The sequence below is a fragment of the Rhodopseudomonas infernalis genome (assembly GCF_022271405.1).
Lineage (GTDB): Bacteria > Pseudomonadota > Alphaproteobacteria > Rhizobiales > Xanthobacteraceae > Rhodopseudomonas > Rhodopseudomonas infernalis.
In genome coordinates, this window is record NZ_JAJNAL010000035.1 from 1 (window position 1) to 15,350 (window position 15,350).

Genomic DNA, 15,350 nt, shown 5'->3' on the forward strand with positions numbered 1-15,350 from the left:
ATAAGGTTGTGCTTGTGGCAGCGGGGTCGGATTGCCAGCTCGAACGCGATCAAGAGCGAAACTGCACTAGACTAGATTGTGCGCCGCTTGCTCATGACTTCGAGCACGATCTCCGCCGCGCGTGCGCTCGGCGTCTGGTCGCCGGTCGACAGAATGTCGTCGATGCTGGCAAACGCATCGAGCTGGCGCTGTCGTGCAGGCGTGTCGGCAAGTAGTTCGCGCAGTGCCGGCGCGAGCTTCTCGGGCACGCAGTCCTGCTGGATGAATTCCGGCACGACGTCTTGCCCGATCACCAGATTGGCGAGGATCACCGTGCCCGGCCGCACCACCCGGCGGGCGATCCAGATCTCGACGCTGCCGGCCCTATAGGCGGTCACCATCGGCACGCCGGCGATCGCCAGTTCCAGCGTCACGGTGCCGGATTTCGCCAGGGCGGCGCGTGCGCGGCGAAACGCGGCCCGCTTCTCCTGCTCGCCGACGACGATACGCGGCTGCACCTCCCAGCCGGCGACGGCGTCGCGCACCAGCGGCTCGAGGTGCGGTGTGGTCGCCAGGACTGGCTCGAACGCCACGCCTTCGCGGCGGAGTTGTGCCAGCGTTGCGCCGAATGCTGCCGCGTGATGGCGGACCTCGCTGCGGCGGCTGCCGGGCAGCACCAGCAGCATCGGCGGCTCGGCCGCGCGCTGCGCCTGCTCATCGTCGTTCGGCCGCAGCGCTCCAATCTGCGCGGTCAGCGGATGACCGACGTAAGTACATGGTGGGCCGTTCAGCCGGAGATACTCCGCTGGCTCGAACGGCAGCAGCGCCAGCACGTGATCGACATAACCGAGCATCGCGCGGGCCCGACCGGGCCGCCACGCCCACACCGTCGGCGACACGTAGTCGACGATCGGAATCGACGGATCGCGCGCGCGCACCCGCCGTGCGACGCGGTGGGTGAAGTCGGGACTGTCGATGATGACCAGCACGTCGGGTTTGGCGACGAGCGCCGCCTCGGACGCGCGGCGGATCAACTTCACGATGCTCGGCAGCCGCTGCACGACCGCGGCAAAGCCGATGATCGACAGCTCCTCGATCGGAAACAGCGAGATCAGCCCCTCGCCCGCCATCGTGTGACCGCCGATGCCTTCGATCCGAACACCATCGCCGAGCCGCGCGCGCAGCTCGCGCATCAGCGCGCCGCCGAGCCGGTCGCCGGACTCTTCGGTGGCGATCAGATAGATGGTACGGACTGGCTCCGGACGCGCTGCCGCCGTCATGGGCGCAGCCCGATCGCGAACAGACCGGCTCTGTCGGCCGCGGCAATCATCGCCTGCGGCTCGGCCACCACGGTGTGGCCCGCCACCACGGCAACGCCGCCGAGCTGGGCGGCGATCAGGCCCTCGATGGTTTTCGGCCCGAGCGCAGGCAGATCGAAGCGCAGATCCTGTCCCGCCTTCGGCGCCTTCACAAGAACGCCATGGCCAGGCTTGGCGCTGATCCGCCGCGCGACGCGAAGCTGCGCAATGCGGCCCAGCAGTTCGTCGGTGCCGCCGGTGTCTTCGACCGCCACGACATGGCCCTCGATCACCACGCAGCCCTGACCGATATCGAACGGGCTCAGCGCCGCGAGCAGCGCGCGTCCCTTGGCGATATCGGCTTCGACGCTGCTGTCGGGCATCGCACGGGTCAGGCAGCCTTCCGGCATCAGCAGGTCGGGGGCGACATCTCGCAGGCCGAGCAGCCGGAAACCGTGGCGCTCGAACAGGCTGCCGACGCCGGTGAGCAGATGATCGTCGCCGCCGCGATAGGCGGCGAGCAGCGCCGGCAATACCCTGAGCGCGCCCCAGTCGAGCCGCAACTCGGTGAGCGACGGGCGGACCAGCGAGCCGATGAACACGAGGTCGCGGCAATTCTCACTGCGCAACAGCCGCAGCAGCTTGCCGAATGCGCCGAGGCCGAGCCAGTGGTGCCGATACGGCGCCACGCGCGCGTCATCACAGGTGCCCTTCAGCGCGAACAGCACCGGCGTGACTCCCCGCGCGGCCAGCGAGTCGGCGACAGCAAACGGCAGCGTGCCGCCGCCGGCGATGATGCCGACCTTGGCGCCGAGTTGTGGAAGAGAGTCCGTCATGGCCGGAGCGCCGGCCGGTCAGGCGTCGTCGTCGTCGTTGACGCTCGCGCCGCCTTCGCGCGCCATGCACAGCGCGACACGCTGACCGCGGCCGCCGCGGCCCTTGATGTCGTCGATGAAGCCGATGATCTCGGCGATCGCCGGATCGTCAGCCGTGCGCGGGCGCACCCGCTCCAGCCGTTCGGCGAGCGGGCCTGCGCTGTGAAACAACTCGTCGTAGAACGCGCGCACAATCCGCAGCCGCTCCTTGGTGAATTTGCGCCGGCGCATGCCGACGATATTCAACCCGGACAGCTTCGCATAGATGCCGTTGGCGAGCGCATAGGGAATGACGTGATTGCGCAGTCCGGTCATGCCGCCGATCATCACCTGCGGGCCGACCCGGGTGAACTGCTGCAGCACCGTCATGCCGCCTATGAAGGTGAAGTCGCCGATCTCGCAATGGCCGCCGAGCGTCGCCGCGTTGGCGAAGATCACGTCGCTGCCGACGATGCAGTCGTGGCCGACATGACTGCCGGCCATGAAGAAGCCGCGGTCGCCGACCCGCGTCGCGCCGCCGCCGCCGACCGTGCCGGTGTTCATGGTGACGTTTTCGCGGATGGTGCAGGCGTTGCCGATCGAGAGCGTCGTCGGCTCGCCCTTGTAGCCGGTCGATTGCGGGGCGCCGCCGAGCGAGACGAACGGATGGATCGTGCAGCCGTCGCCGATCGTGGTGTGACCGGTGACGTTGACATGGCCGATCAGCTTCGTGCCGGCACCGATCGTGACGTTCGGACCGACCGTGCAGAACGGGCCGATGCTGACCTCGTCACCAAGTATGGCGCCGTCTTCAACTCGTGCGGTGGGATCGATGCTGCTCATTCGGTGCGATCAATCGGCCAGCATCGCGCCGACATCGGCCTCGGCAACGATCTGGCCATTGACCTTTGCCTCACCGTGAAACCACCACATCGTCTTGCGGCGACCGGTGCGGGTCATGTGATACTCCACCGTATCTCCCGGCAGCACCGGCTTGCGAAACTTGCACTTGTCGATCGTCAGGAAGTACACCGCGCGCGGCTGCTCGGTACCAGTCACCGAGAGAATACCGATCACGCCGGCAGTCTGCGCCATGCCCTCGATCATCAGCACGCCCGGATACACCGGCCGCTCCGGGAAATGCCCGAGGAAGGCCGGCTCGTTGTAGCTGACGTTCTTGACGCCGATGCCGCTGTAGTCTTCGCGGATGTTCTTCACACGATCGATCAGCAGGAACGGAAAGCGGTGCGGCAGGGTCTTGAGGATCGTGTTGATGTCCACATCCGCGAAACGTATCGGCGATTCCATCAGCCCCGTCCTTCATCCTTGTCGTGTTCGGGCTGAGACCCGGCCGCGTCCGGGCTGCCGGCCTCGGCCAGCCGCCGCACCGCGAGCATCTCCCGGAACCAGGTCTTGGTCGGCCGCGCGAACATACCACCCCAGCGTTCGCCGGGCGGCACGCTGTCCTTGACGCCGGACATCGCGGCCACCTGGGCGCCATCACCGATCACGACGTGGTTGTTGATGCCGACCATGGCGCCCAGCGCGACGTTGTCGCCCAGCGTCAGGCTGCCGGCAAGGCCGCATTTCGCGGCAATCACACAATGTCGACCAATTGTTACGTTGTGGCCGATCTGCACCTGATTGTCGACCTTGGTGCCCTCGCCGATCACCGTATCACGCAAGCTGCCGCGGTCGACGGTGGTGCCGGCGCCGAGCTCGACGTCGTTCTGGATGATCACCCTGCCGGTCTGTGGGACCTTGGTGTGGCGGCCGGCGAAGATGAAGCCGAAGCCGTCCTGGCCGATGTGGCAGCCGGGATGGATCAGCACGTTGTTGCCAATCAGGGTGTGCTGCAGATGGCTGCCCGGCCCTATGTTGCAATCGCGGCCGATCTTGACGCCCGAGGCCAGCACGGCGCCCGCCCCGATCACCGTGCCGGAGCCGATCTCGACGTCCGGGCCGATCACCGCCAGCGGCTCGACGATCACCTCATCCTCGAGCCTGGCGCTTGGATGGATCACCGCTGTGGGCGCAATTCCGCTCGCGCCGAAATCCGGCTGCGGGCGCAGCGCGTCCGCGTAGATCTGCCGGCTGTAGGCGACGAAGGCGTGGAACGGCCGCTTGCTGCGCAGCACCGCGACATGCGCGGGGACGCGGCCCTCGAATCGCGAGCTGACCAGACACGCGCCAGCACGCGTCGTCGCCAGATCGCTTTCATATCGGAGGTTTTCGAAGAAGCTGAGATGCATCGGCCCCGCCTCGTCGAGCGAGGCGATGCCATTGATGATGACGTCGGCCCGCGCGGGGTCGACCAGCTCCGCCCCCGTCGCCGCGGCAATCTCTGCCAGCGTCGACGAAGGACGCGATTTGAAAAACAAGGTCGAGGTCATCCTGCGGTCGCAGTCCGGACCGCGGGACTTAGAACGAAGTCCCGCCGCCGAATTTGAATTCCTGGACGCGGTCGTACTTACCCTTGGTGATCGGAACCGCGTAGTCGAAGCGCAGCGGACCGAACGGCGAGGCCCAGATCAGGCCGACACCCACCGAGGTACGAACCGTATTGGTGTCGTCGTAGTTCAGGCCGGCACAGGTGCCGAGTGCCGTCTGAGTTGCTTTGACACAACCAGGTGCATTGACCTCGTTGGTGACCGTCCACGACGTCGGGCCCTTGTAGTCGAACAGTGAGCCGGCGTCGGCATACACGGCGCCCTTGAGCCCGACTTCCTTCGGCAGGAACCAGAACGGCATCTGCAACTCGACCGAAGCGCCCCAATAGTTGGTGCCGCCGAGCGCGTCGCCGCCGTAGCCGTAGAAGGCATATTGGCCGATGTCGCGCGGACCGATGCCGTTCGGCGCGAAGCCACGGACCAGGTTCGGACCCATCTGGAAGTGGTCGAGCATGCGCAGCTGGTTGTCGCCATAGCTGCTCAGATTGCCGGCCTGCAGATGGATGATACCGACGACCTCTGAGATCAGCGGAGTGTAGTACTTCGCATCGAACGCGGTCTTCAGGAACTTTACGTCGCCGCCCACGCCAGCGAAATCCTGGCGGAAGTCGACGAGCAGACCGTCGGTCGGGTTCCGCGTGTTGTCGAGGGTGTTGTAGGTCAGGGTGTAGCCGACCGACGACGTCCAGTACGCACCATTGGCCAAACCAATTCGAACAGGCAAGGAAGCTTCGCCATCGCTAAAGCAACCAAGCCCGGGGGTTCCGTTCGGATTGTTAGCAAGGAAATTCATGTACTGCGGCGTCGGATTATAAGCAGCTGTACCGATGTTGTTGTTACAGTTGTTCAAGTACGACGGCAGCGAAATTTCCTGCCGGTACAGCGAGTAGCGCAGCTGCAGCGTCAGGTCTTCGCGCAGAGCGAAGCCGAGGCGCGGGCTGATGCCGAGCGTCTTGGTACCGTAGGAGATGTAGCTGTTGGCGAGCTGCTCGCGCTGATAGATGTCGAGGCCGAGCGCGACGCGGTAGTCGAGCAGATAAGGCTCGACGAACGACAGCGAGTAGCCGCGGGCGTACTGGCCGTACTGCACGGTCGCCTTGGCGAACAGGCCGCGGCCGAGGAAGTTACGCTCCGAGACGCTGACTTCACCAAGCGCACCGTCGCTGGTCGAGTAACCGCCCGAGACCGAGAAGTCGCCGGTCGATTTCTCTTCGAGATTGACCACGAGGATGACACGGTCGCTCGACGAGCCGGGCTCGGTGCTGATCTTCACGGACTTGAAGAAGTCGAGGTTCTTCAGCCGGCGCTCGGCACGGTCGACCAGGGCGCGGTTGTAGGCGTCGCCTTCGGCGATATCGAACTCGCGACGGATGACGTAATCGCGGGTCCGGGTGTTGCCGACGACGTTGATGCGCTCGATGTAAACCCGCGGACCCTCTTCGATCGAGAACACGATCGAGACGGTGTGGGTGTCGAAGTTGCGGTCGCCACGCGGACGAACGGTCGCGAAAGCGTAGCCACGCCGCGACATTTCGATCTGCATCTCTTCGACCGACTTCTCCAGCGCCTCGGCGTTGTAGAGCGAGCCGACACTGACGCGGGAATAGCCGCGCATCGAATTGGCGTCGAAGTTGGCGATGGTGGACTCGAAGCCGACCGACGCGACACGATACTGCTGGCCTTCTTCGATCTTGAAGGTGACCAGGAAGCCCTTGCGCTCCGGATCGTATTCGGTCAGCGCGGCAACGACTTGCACGTCGGCATAGCCGTTCTTCAGGTAGAAGCGGCGAATCAGGTCGCGGTCGGCCTCGACGCGGTCCGGATCGTAGACGTCGCCCGAACCGAGGAAGCTGAGCAGGTTGCTCTCGCGGGTCTTGATGACGTCGCGCAGCCGATAGGCCGAGAACGCGTTGTTGCCGATGAACTCGATCGACTTCACGCCGGTCTTGGCACCCTCTTCGACAACGAAGATCAGGTCGACGCGGTTGTTCGGCTGCTCGATGATCTGCGGATCGACGCGGACGTCGTAGCGGCCCGAGCGGCGATAGATTTCAGCAATGCGCAGCGCATCGGACTGAACCGCCGGGCGGGACAGCGTGCCACGCGGCTTCGACTGGATTTCAGCCTGAAGCTGCTCGTCCTTGATCTTCTTGTTGCCCTCGAACGCCAGGCGACCGATCACCGGGCTCTCGACGACGCTGACGACCAGCCGGCCACCGGCCTGGTTGATCCGGACGTCCTGGAACAGGCCGGTCTCGATCAGCGCCTTGAGGCCGTCGTCGACGCTGCCTTGGTCGAGCCGCCCGCCGGGGCCCGGCTTGAAATAGGAGCGAATGGTATCGGCTTCGACTCGGCGGTTGCCCTCGACCTGAATCGAGGAAGCTGACTGCGCGGCCGCAGGCGACGCCGTGAGAACAGCGGTCGCCGTAGTGGCGATCGGTCCGGCGAAAAACACCAGGGCGGCAGCAAGTAGACCCCCCCGCAACACTCGCATTCCAGCATTCATGCGCTACGCGCCCTTGTCATTCCGTTGCCGACGCGCAGCCCCTGCGCCGACAGAATCCCCAACTTGCCTTGCTTGTAGACAATTTTGCCAAACCGGCAAACGTCCATTCGCAGTGCGATTTCAATTTCATTCCAATACGTTGCCCATTGGCCACGATGGTCCAAAACGTTACGACGATGCCAGATGCAGGATATCGTTGTAGGTCGCAAAAACCATTAACATCAGCACCAACCCCAATCCTATCCGGAAACCCATTTCTTGCGCACGCTCCGACAAGGGGCGTCCCCGTACCGCCTCGATCGCATAGAACATCAGGTGACCGCCATCGAGCAACGGCACCGGAAACAGGTTGAGAAGCCCGATCGAGATCGACAGCACCGCCGCCAGATGCAGCAGCGGCGTGAACCCGATGGTCGCGACCTGCCCAGAGATCTGTGCGATTCGCAACGGACCGCCGAGCTGGTCGGCCGCCTCGCGGCCGGCGAACAGGCCGCCGATATAGGCGAAGGTCCGGTCGACGACGAACCAGGTCTCCTTGATTCCCATCACGAACGCCGACGCCGGGTTGACCCGCTCGGTCGTCACCTCGCCCGCCGCGGTCGACCGGCTGATGCCGAGAATGCCGAGGCGCTGGACGTTGCCGAACCGGTCCTTGATCTCGCGCAGTTCAGGCGTCGCCTTCAAGTCGACCGTCGAGTCGCCGCGCCGCACCGTGAAGCTCAGCTCCCGGCCCGCCTCCGCGCCGACCGTCCGCTGCATGTCGAGGAACGTCTGAATCTTGCTGCCGTCGATCGACAGGATAACGTCGCCCTGCTGGAAGCCGGCCTTCTCGGCGGCGCTGCCCGGCTGGATGTTGTCGACCCGCGGAGACGTGCTCGGCACGCCGAACACCGCGAACAGGAAGGTGAACAGCACGATCGCCAGAATGAAATTGGCGACCGGACCGGCGACGACGATCGCCGCACGGGGGCCGACCTTCTTGTGATGGAAGCTGACCGACCGCTCCGCCGCCGTCATCTGCGACAAAGAGTCGGTCGATGGCGTCGAAGCTTCGCTGTCGTCGCCGAAGAACTTGACGTAGCCGCCGAGCGGAATCGCCGAGATCTTCCAGCGGGTGCCGTGGCGGTCATTGAAGCCGACGATTTCCGGGCCGAAGCCCAGCGAGAAGGTCAGAACTTTCACGCCGTTCCAGCGTGCGACCAGAAAATGCCCAAGTTCGTGGAAGAACACCACGATCGTCAGGACAAACAGAAAAGGCACCACGTAGCCCACGAGTCCGTGGCTCAACGTGTTGAACCCATTCATAAAAAGATCGGCCATTCATTCCTCTCAAGCAGAACCGACGGCCCTGTTCCCAATCCTCTAGGATGCCTTTGCGGCAATTTGAGGCAAGAGGGTGGCAGCCATCTTTCGCGCGCTATGGTCAACGGCGATGGCGTCGTCGGCACTGCCGAGCGGCGCCAGATTGCCGGCGCGCACCCAGCCGTTCATGGTGTCTTCCACCAGCCGGGCAATGGCGCCGAACCGGATTTTCCCGGCGATAAAGGCGGCGACCGCGACTTCGTTCGCCGCATTATAGACGGTGGTTGCGCCGTTTCCGGTGCGAAGCGCGTCGTAGGCCAGGCGGAGCCCCGGAAAGCGTACGAAGTCGGGCGCTTCAAAGGTCAATTGGCCGATGCTGGCCAGGTCGAGCCGGGCTGCACGGCCCGGAATGCGGTCGGGCCAGCCGAGGCAGTGCGCGATCGGGATCCGCATATCCGGCGCGCCGAGCTGCGCTACGACGGAATGGTCGGCGAATTCGACAAGGCCGTGCACGATCGACTGCGGATGCACCAGCACGTCGATCTCGTCCGGCGACAGCGCGAACAGATACGAGGCCTCAATGACTTCGAGGCCCTTGTTCATCATCGAGGCTGAATCGATTGTGATCTTCTGCCCCATGCTCCAGTTCGGATGCTTGAGCGCCTGCGCCAGCGTCGCCTGCTCGATATCCTCGGCCGCCCAGGTCCGGAACGGACCACCCGAGGCGGTGATGATGACCCTGAGAAGTTCGTGGCGATTGCCGGAAGCCAGCGCCTGATAGAGCGCGTTGTGCTCGGAATCCGCCGGCAGAATGCGGGCGTTCGCCGCGACCGCCCGGCTCATGAAGAAGTCGCCGGCGCAAACCAGGCACTCCTTGTTGGCGAGCGCGACAGTGGCGCCGCGATCCACCGCCGCCAGCGCCGGCTTCAGCCCGGCGGCACCGGAGATCGCCGCCATCACCCAGTCGGCCGGCCGCGCCGCGGCCTCGATCAGGGCGCTCTCGCCTGCCCCGCAGCCGATATCGGTGCCGGCCAGAGCCGCACGCAGCTCGCCGAGCCGGGCCGGATCGGCCACCGCGACAAAGCGGGCGTTGAATTCCTTCGCGAGCTTGGCAAGCCCGGCGATGTTGGCGTTACCGGTCAGCGCTTCGACCCGATATTTGTCGGGCGCGGCCCGGATCAGGTCGAGCGTGCTGTCGCCGATCGAGCCGGTGGCGCCGAGGACGCTGACGCTGCGCACGCCATCATGGGCGGGCTGATCATTCTTCAAAGGGACTGCACTCATCGGATCACCACACCATAAGACCGCGGCCAATACCATCCACCGAATCCCGCGCCATCCCGATCAGCGCCGCCAGCGCGACCACTGCGACATAACCGTCGAGCCGGTCGAGCAGCCCGCCATGGCCGGGAATGATGTGGCTGGAATCCTTGACGCCGAACCTCCGCTTGATCGCGGATTCGAACAGATCGCCGAGCTGGGAAACGGTTGAAAGAACTGCCGCAAGAACAAGCAGCGGAAGGAGTTTTCCAAATCCGGCAAGCGCGAAGCCGAGCGCCACCGCTAGGCTGAGAACCAAGCCCCCGATCGCCCCAGCCCAGGTCTTCTTCGGGCTGACGCGCGGCCACAGCTTCGGCCCGCCGATGCCGCGGCCAGCGAAATAGCCGCCGATATCGGTGCCCCAAACGATCAGGAAAATCATCACCAGCGCGACGAAGCCGTAGTCTGGCTCGCGCCGGATCAGCACCGAGGCGATCAGCGCCACCGCCGCATAGCCGAGCCCGCTCGCCGTCCACTGCCGCGGCTGATCATGCAGCACCGCCAGACCGGCAACGCCGAGCACCGCCGCCAACAGCGCCGGCCCCGGCTTGTCGAACATCAGTCCGATCCCGCAAACCGCCAGCGTCAGGCAGCCGATCACCAGCACGCGGAAATCGCGGGCGGCGCCGACGATCGACAGCCATTCGAGGAACAGGCCGATCGCGACGGCGGTCGCCAGCAAGGCCCATGGCCAGCCGCCCACATAGGCGATGCCGATGGCCAGCGGCGCCAGCACGACAGCCGCCGCGACGCGCAGCCAAAAATTCCGGGAGCCCTGCTCGGCCGCCGGCGCCGGCGTCGCCTGATCCTGGCTCAACGTGTCACGATCCTGTTTTCGCGGCCAAGCCGCCGAACCGGCGCTCGCGCCGGGCATATTCGGCGATCGCGCCTTCCAGCGCGGCCTTGTCGAAGTCCGGCCAGTGGATCGGCACGAACACGAGCTCACTGTACGCCGCCTGCCACATCAGGAAATTCGACAATCGTTGTTCTCCGCTGGTGCGGATGATCAGGTCGGGATCCGGGATGTCGGGTGCGTCGAGATAGCGGCCGAGCGTCTCGACATCGATCGTCGCCGGGTCACGCTTGCCTTCGGCGACCTCGCGGGCGAGCCGCTGCGCGGCGTTGGCGATCTCCTGGCGCGAGCCGTAATTGAAGGCGACCACCAGGTTCAGCTTGGTGTTGTTGCGGGTGAGTTCCTGCGCTTCGTCGAGCATCGCGCAAAGGTCGCGGTCGAGCCCCTCGCGTTCGCCGATCACCCGGACGCACACGCCGTCACGGTGCAGCGAGGCCAGATCGTTGCGGATGAACCGGCGCAGCAGCCCGAACAGATCGCCGATCTCGGTGGCGGGCCGGGTCCAGTTTTCGGAACTGAACGAGAAGATGGTCAGATACTGGATGCCGATCTCGTTGGCGGCCCGCACCACCCGGCGCAGCGCCTCGACGCCGCGGCGATGCCCTTCAGCCCGCGGCAGTCCGCGTGCCGCCGCCCAGCGTCCATTGCCGTCCATGATGATGGCGACGTGCGTCGGGATAGTGAGAGGGTCCGATCGGTCGGTCGCGGTAGCGGCAGCTTTCGACATAGGTCCAATCCCGAAGCGTCATCCCGCGAAGAAGTACCCGTTCACCCGCCAGAACTATTTCGGATCAATAAGTTATGGCACCGGCGACCACAAGGCTCCGATGCTGCAGAAGGCTCGTGGCAGTCCACCCTGCCGCACTAGGCCTGATTCGCGTTGCGTAGCGAATTGCAAACTCCGCGGCGAGGCGACGCTTCAGTATCCTCATCAGCGGCCGGAACGAGACCGGCCGCCGGTCCATTGCTCGGTGCCGCAACCCGCGGCGCCGAATGCTAGACGGTCATGATTTCCTTTTCCTTGTTCGCGAGCAACTGATCGATCTCAGCGATCACCGCATCGGTGGCCTTCTGCACTTCCTGATCGAGACGCTTCTGCTCGTCCTCGGAAATCTCGTGAGCCTTCTCGAGCTTCTTGATGGTGTCCATGCCGTCGCGGCGGACATGGCGCACGGCAACGCGCGCCGCCTCGGCGTATTTGTGCGCGACCTTCACCAGCTCCTTGCGGCGATCGGCATTGAGCTCGGGAATCCTCAGCCGAAGCACCGTGCCTTCGGTTGCCGGGCTGAGGCCCAGATTGGAATCGACGATCGCCTTTTCGACGGCCTTGACCATCGACTTGTCCCAGACCTGCACCGACAGCAGCCGCGGCTCCGGCACAGACACGGTGGCGAGTTGGTTGAGCGGCATATGCGTGCCGTAGGCGTCGACCTGCACCGGCTCCAGCATCGAGGCCGAAGCGCGGCCGGTGCGCAAACCGCCGAGCTCGTGCTGCAGCGACTGCGATGCGCCCAGCATCCGGCGCTTCACTTCATTGACGTCGAACTTGTCGGACTGCATGCCAGTCTCTCCTTCCAGAAATCTCATCTTGCGGCGCCAGCAGAGCGCGCGCGCTTAACCTGCCACCACGGTGGCCCTGCCCGCGCCTTCCAGCACGGTGCCGATCGAACCCGCCTCGGCGATGGAAAACACGATGATAGGCAGCGAAGCCTCGCGGGCAAGCGCGAAAGCCGTCGCATCCATGACCTTGTAGTTGCCCGCGAGCGCTTCCGAATGCGTCAGGCTGTCGAACCGCTTGGCATTCGGATCGCGCTTCGGATCGGCGCTGTAGACGCCGTCCACATTGGTCGCCTTCAGCACCGCGCCGGCACCGATCTCGGCGGCGCGCAGAACCGCGGTGGTATCAGTGGTGAAAAACGGATTGCCGGTGCCGCCCGCCAGCAGCGCGATGCCGCCATCGGCCAGCGTCTGCATCGCGGCGGCGCGGGTGTAGAGATCGCAGACTTCCGGCATCAGCAGCGCCGAATAGGTCCGGGCCGGCTGGCCGTGCCGCTGCAGGGCTTCGCCGAGCGCGAGACAGTTCATCACGGTTGCGAGCATGCCCATGGTGTCGCCGGTCGGACGCGACACGCCGCGGGCGGAAACTTCGACGCCGCGGAAGATGTTGCCGCCGCCGACCACCACGGCGATCTCGACGCCGAGCTCGCGGGCAGCGATCAGGTCGCCGGCGACGCGGTCGATGGTGGGCTGATCGATGCCGTAACTCTGGGGCCCGGCGAAATATTCGCCCGAGAGCTTGACCACCACACGACGATAGATCGGCTCACCCATGATGCGGTCGCGTCCTCGGCGGGTTTGCTCCCGGCCGGGCGGCCGGGAGTCCGTCTCGTGAAAAGCGATTACTTCTGGCCCAAGCTACTTCTGGCCCGAGACTGCGGCGACTTCGGCGGCGAAGTCCGAGGTCTGCTTTTCGATGCCTTCGCCGAGCGCGTAGCGGACGAAGCCGGTGATCTTGATCGGCGCACCGACCTTGCCTTCGGCTTCCTTGACCGCCTGAGCGACCGCCTTGCCCTTCTCGTCGTGGATGTAGGCCTGCTCGAGCAGGCAGACTTCCTTGTAGTAGGTCTTCAGGCCGTTCTCGACGATCTTCTCGATCATGTTCTCCGGCTTGCCCTGCTGGCGATACTTGTCGGCCATCACCTCGCGCTCGCGGCGGACCACGTCCGGGTCGAGACCGGCCGAGTCGAGCGCCTGCGGGTTGGCGGCGGCGACGTGCATCGCAAGCTGGCGGCCGAGCGCGGCGAGCTCGTCGGCCTTGCCGGTCGATTCTAGCGCGACGATCACGCCCATCTTGCCGGCGCCGTCGATCACCGCACCGTGGACGTAGCTCGCCACCACGCCCTGCGTCACTTCAAGTGAAGCGGCGCGGCGCAGCGTCATGTTCTCGCCGATGGTGGCGATCGCGTCCGAAATCGCGCCGGCGACGGTCGACGAGCCGACCGGGGCGGCGTTGATCGCGTCGACGTCGGCGCCGACCTTGAGCGCGACCTGGGCGATCATCTTGACCAGGCCCTGGAACTGCTCGTTGCGCGCGACGAAGTCGGTCTCGGAATTGACCTCGATGACGACGCCCTTGATGCCGTCGGTCACGGCGCCGATCAGGCCTTCGGCGGCGACGCGGCCGGCCTTCTTGGCGGCTTTCGACAGGCCCTTCTTGCGCAGCCAATCGATCGCGGCTTCGAGGTTGCCGTCGTTCTCGTTGAGCGCCTGCTTGCAGTCCATCATGCCGACGCCGGTGGTCTCGCGCAGCTCCTTGACCATCGCTGCAGTAATCGTTGCCATGCTCGTAGGTCCTTTGCCTGTCAGGGCGCACCGCACGGCGGGAGCCGACGGCACGCGATCAGGAATTCATCACAGATTTCGACGACCGGAGCATTTCGCGGTGCGCTACTAGGCGCTCCGAATCGAAATGATCGCGATCGATGGATCAGCGCTGCGGCCGGTCGACCGGCCGCAGCGTCGCGCCTTATTCCGCCTCGGCGGTCATGCCCTTGGCCTGGGTGACCCAGCCATCGGCACGGCCCGGCAGACCGACTTCTTCGCCGATCTGGTGCGCGGTCGGCTGATCGAGCTCGGCCAGCTGCCAGAAGTGGAAGATGCCGAGGTCGTTGAGCTTCTTCTCAATCGCGCCGGACACGCCGGTGAGCTTCTTGAGATCGTCCGGGGTGCCGCGCGGACCGGACAGGCCCTGGAAGCCGCTGGTCTGCGCCGGCAGATCTTCACGCAGCGGCTGCGACGCCGCACCGATGTCGAAACCCGAATCGCCCTGGGCGCGCCCGATGCCGTCGATCACCGCGCGGGCGATCAGGTCGCAATACAGCGCGATCGCGCGGCCGGCGTCGTCGTTGCCCGGCACCAGATAGGTGATGCCCTTCGGATCGCAGTTGGTATCGACGATCGCCGCCACCGGGATGCCCAGACGCTGGGCTTCCTGGATCGCAATGTCTTCCTTGTTGGTGTCGATCACGAAGATCAGATCCGGCAGGCCGCCCATGTCCTTGATGCCGCCGAGCGAACGGTCGAGCTTGTCGCGCTCGCGCTGCAGCTCGAGCCGCTCCTTCTTGGTGTAGGCATTGGCGTCGGCCGAACTCAGCACGTCGTCGAGATGACGCAGCCGCTTGATCGAACCCGAGATCGTCTTCCAGTTGGTCAGCGTGCCGCCGAGCCAGCGCGAGTTGACGAAGTACTGAGCCGAGCGCTTGGCCGCATCGGCCACGGCGTCCTGCGCCTGGCGCTTGGTGCCGACGAACAGCACGCGACCACCCTTGGCGACGGTGTCGCTGATCGCCTGCAGCGCGCGGTGCATCAGCGGCACGGTCTGCGCGAGGTCGATGATGTGGATGTTGTTGCGGGCGCCGAAAATGTACTCGGCCATCTTCGGATTCCAGCGATGCGACTGGTGGCCGAAATGGACGCCGGCTTCGAGCAGCTGGCGCATGGAAAATTCAGGAAGTGCCATAGGTGTATTCTCCGGTTGTTCCTCCGGAAGCGCGTGAGCAACGAGCGATGGGACAGGACAATCCTGCCTTCCGGCCCGGTGCCACCGGACGGCTATTAAGCCATGCTTCCGTGTGAGATGGCGCGCGTTATAGCGGGATTCCCCGATAACGCAAGGTGAACCGGCCAGCCCTACGCGAACGCGGCGCCCGAGCGTTGCGTTGGGAACTCCCCCGGCTTAACCCGGGCCGGCTTGATGCCGGCCCTAGGTTCCAATCGTATCCCCGCAAC

The 15,350-nt window shown here is 65.3% G+C and carries 14 protein-coding genes; all 14 read right to left on the minus strand.

What is annotated here, in order from left to right:
* Positions 1-71: 71 nt before the first annotated feature.
* Positions 72-1,259: a lipid-A-disaccharide synthase gene (lpxB, locus tag LPW26_RS19775; protein ID WP_238737339.1), complete on the minus strand. Its 1,188-nt coding sequence runs from the start codon at positions 1,257-1,259 to the stop codon at positions 72-74.
* Positions 1,256-2,113 carry an LpxI family protein gene (locus LPW26_RS19780; RefSeq protein WP_238737340.1) on the minus strand — a complete coding sequence of 286 codons (858 nt, stop codon included), beginning with the start codon at positions 2,111-2,113 and terminating at the stop codon, positions 1,256-1,258. Before LPW26_RS19780 ends, lpxB begins: the two co-directional genes overlap by 4 nt.
* An 18-nt stretch (positions 2,114-2,131) precedes the next feature.
* Complete coding sequence (gene lpxA / locus LPW26_RS19785; RefSeq protein WP_238737341.1) at positions 2,132-2,974, minus strand: acyl-ACP--UDP-N-acetylglucosamine O-acyltransferase; 843 nt, start codon at positions 2,972-2,974, stop codon at positions 2,132-2,134.
* Positions 2,975-2,983: 9 nt separating this feature from the next.
* Complete coding sequence (gene fabZ, locus LPW26_RS19790; protein ID WP_238737342.1) at positions 2,984-3,439, minus strand: 3-hydroxyacyl-ACP dehydratase FabZ; 456 nt, start codon at positions 3,437-3,439, stop codon at positions 2,984-2,986.
* On the minus strand, positions 3,439-4,524 hold the full coding sequence (gene lpxD / locus LPW26_RS19795) for a UDP-3-O-(3-hydroxymyristoyl)glucosamine N-acyltransferase (protein WP_238737343.1): 1,086 nt from the start codon (positions 4,522-4,524) through the stop codon (positions 3,439-3,441). The genes fabZ and lpxD overlap by 1 nt, the downstream gene beginning before the upstream one ends.
* Before the next feature lie 28 nt (positions 4,525-4,552).
* Positions 4,553-7,087, minus strand: coding sequence for an outer membrane protein assembly factor BamA (gene bamA / locus LPW26_RS19800; protein WP_238737344.1), 2,535 nt, complete (start codon positions 7,085-7,087; stop codon positions 4,553-4,555).
* 168 nt (positions 7,088-7,255) lie between these two features.
* Complete coding sequence (rseP, locus tag LPW26_RS19805) at positions 7,256-8,407, minus strand: RIP metalloprotease RseP (protein WP_238737345.1); 1,152 nt, start codon at positions 8,405-8,407, stop codon at positions 7,256-7,258.
* Positions 8,408-8,449: 42 nt separating this feature from the next.
* On the minus strand, positions 8,450-9,673 hold the full coding sequence (dxr, locus tag LPW26_RS19810) for a 1-deoxy-D-xylulose-5-phosphate reductoisomerase (protein WP_238737346.1): 1,224 nt from the start codon (positions 9,671-9,673) through the stop codon (positions 8,450-8,452).
* A gap of 4 nt (positions 9,674-9,677) precedes the next feature.
* Positions 9,678-10,526, minus strand: coding sequence for a phosphatidate cytidylyltransferase (locus LPW26_RS19815; RefSeq protein ID WP_238737347.1), 849 nt, complete (start codon positions 10,524-10,526; stop codon positions 9,678-9,680).
* 4 nt (positions 10,527-10,530) lie between these two features.
* Positions 10,531-11,289, minus strand: coding sequence for an isoprenyl transferase (locus LPW26_RS19820; protein WP_238737348.1), 759 nt, complete (start codon positions 11,287-11,289; stop codon positions 10,531-10,533).
* 269 nt (positions 11,290-11,558) lie between these two features.
* A complete protein-coding gene (frr, locus tag LPW26_RS19825; protein WP_238737349.1) occupies positions 11,559-12,122 on the minus strand; it encodes a ribosome recycling factor in 564 nt (187 codons plus the stop codon).
* A 54-nt stretch (positions 12,123-12,176) separates the two neighbouring features.
* Positions 12,177-12,893 carry a UMP kinase gene (gene pyrH / locus LPW26_RS19830; protein WP_238737350.1) on the minus strand — a complete coding sequence of 239 codons (717 nt, stop codon included), beginning with the start codon at positions 12,891-12,893 and terminating at the stop codon, positions 12,177-12,179.
* Between the two features lie 84 nt (positions 12,894-12,977).
* Positions 12,978-13,904: a translation elongation factor Ts gene (gene tsf, locus LPW26_RS19835; RefSeq protein ID WP_238737351.1), complete on the minus strand. Its 927-nt coding sequence runs from the start codon at positions 13,902-13,904 to the stop codon at positions 12,978-12,980.
* A 184-nt stretch (positions 13,905-14,088) separates the two neighbouring features.
* Positions 14,089-15,081, minus strand: coding sequence for a 30S ribosomal protein S2 (locus LPW26_RS19840; protein ID WP_238737352.1), 993 nt, complete (start codon positions 15,079-15,081; stop codon positions 14,089-14,091).
* Positions 15,082-15,350 lie beyond the last annotated feature (269 nt).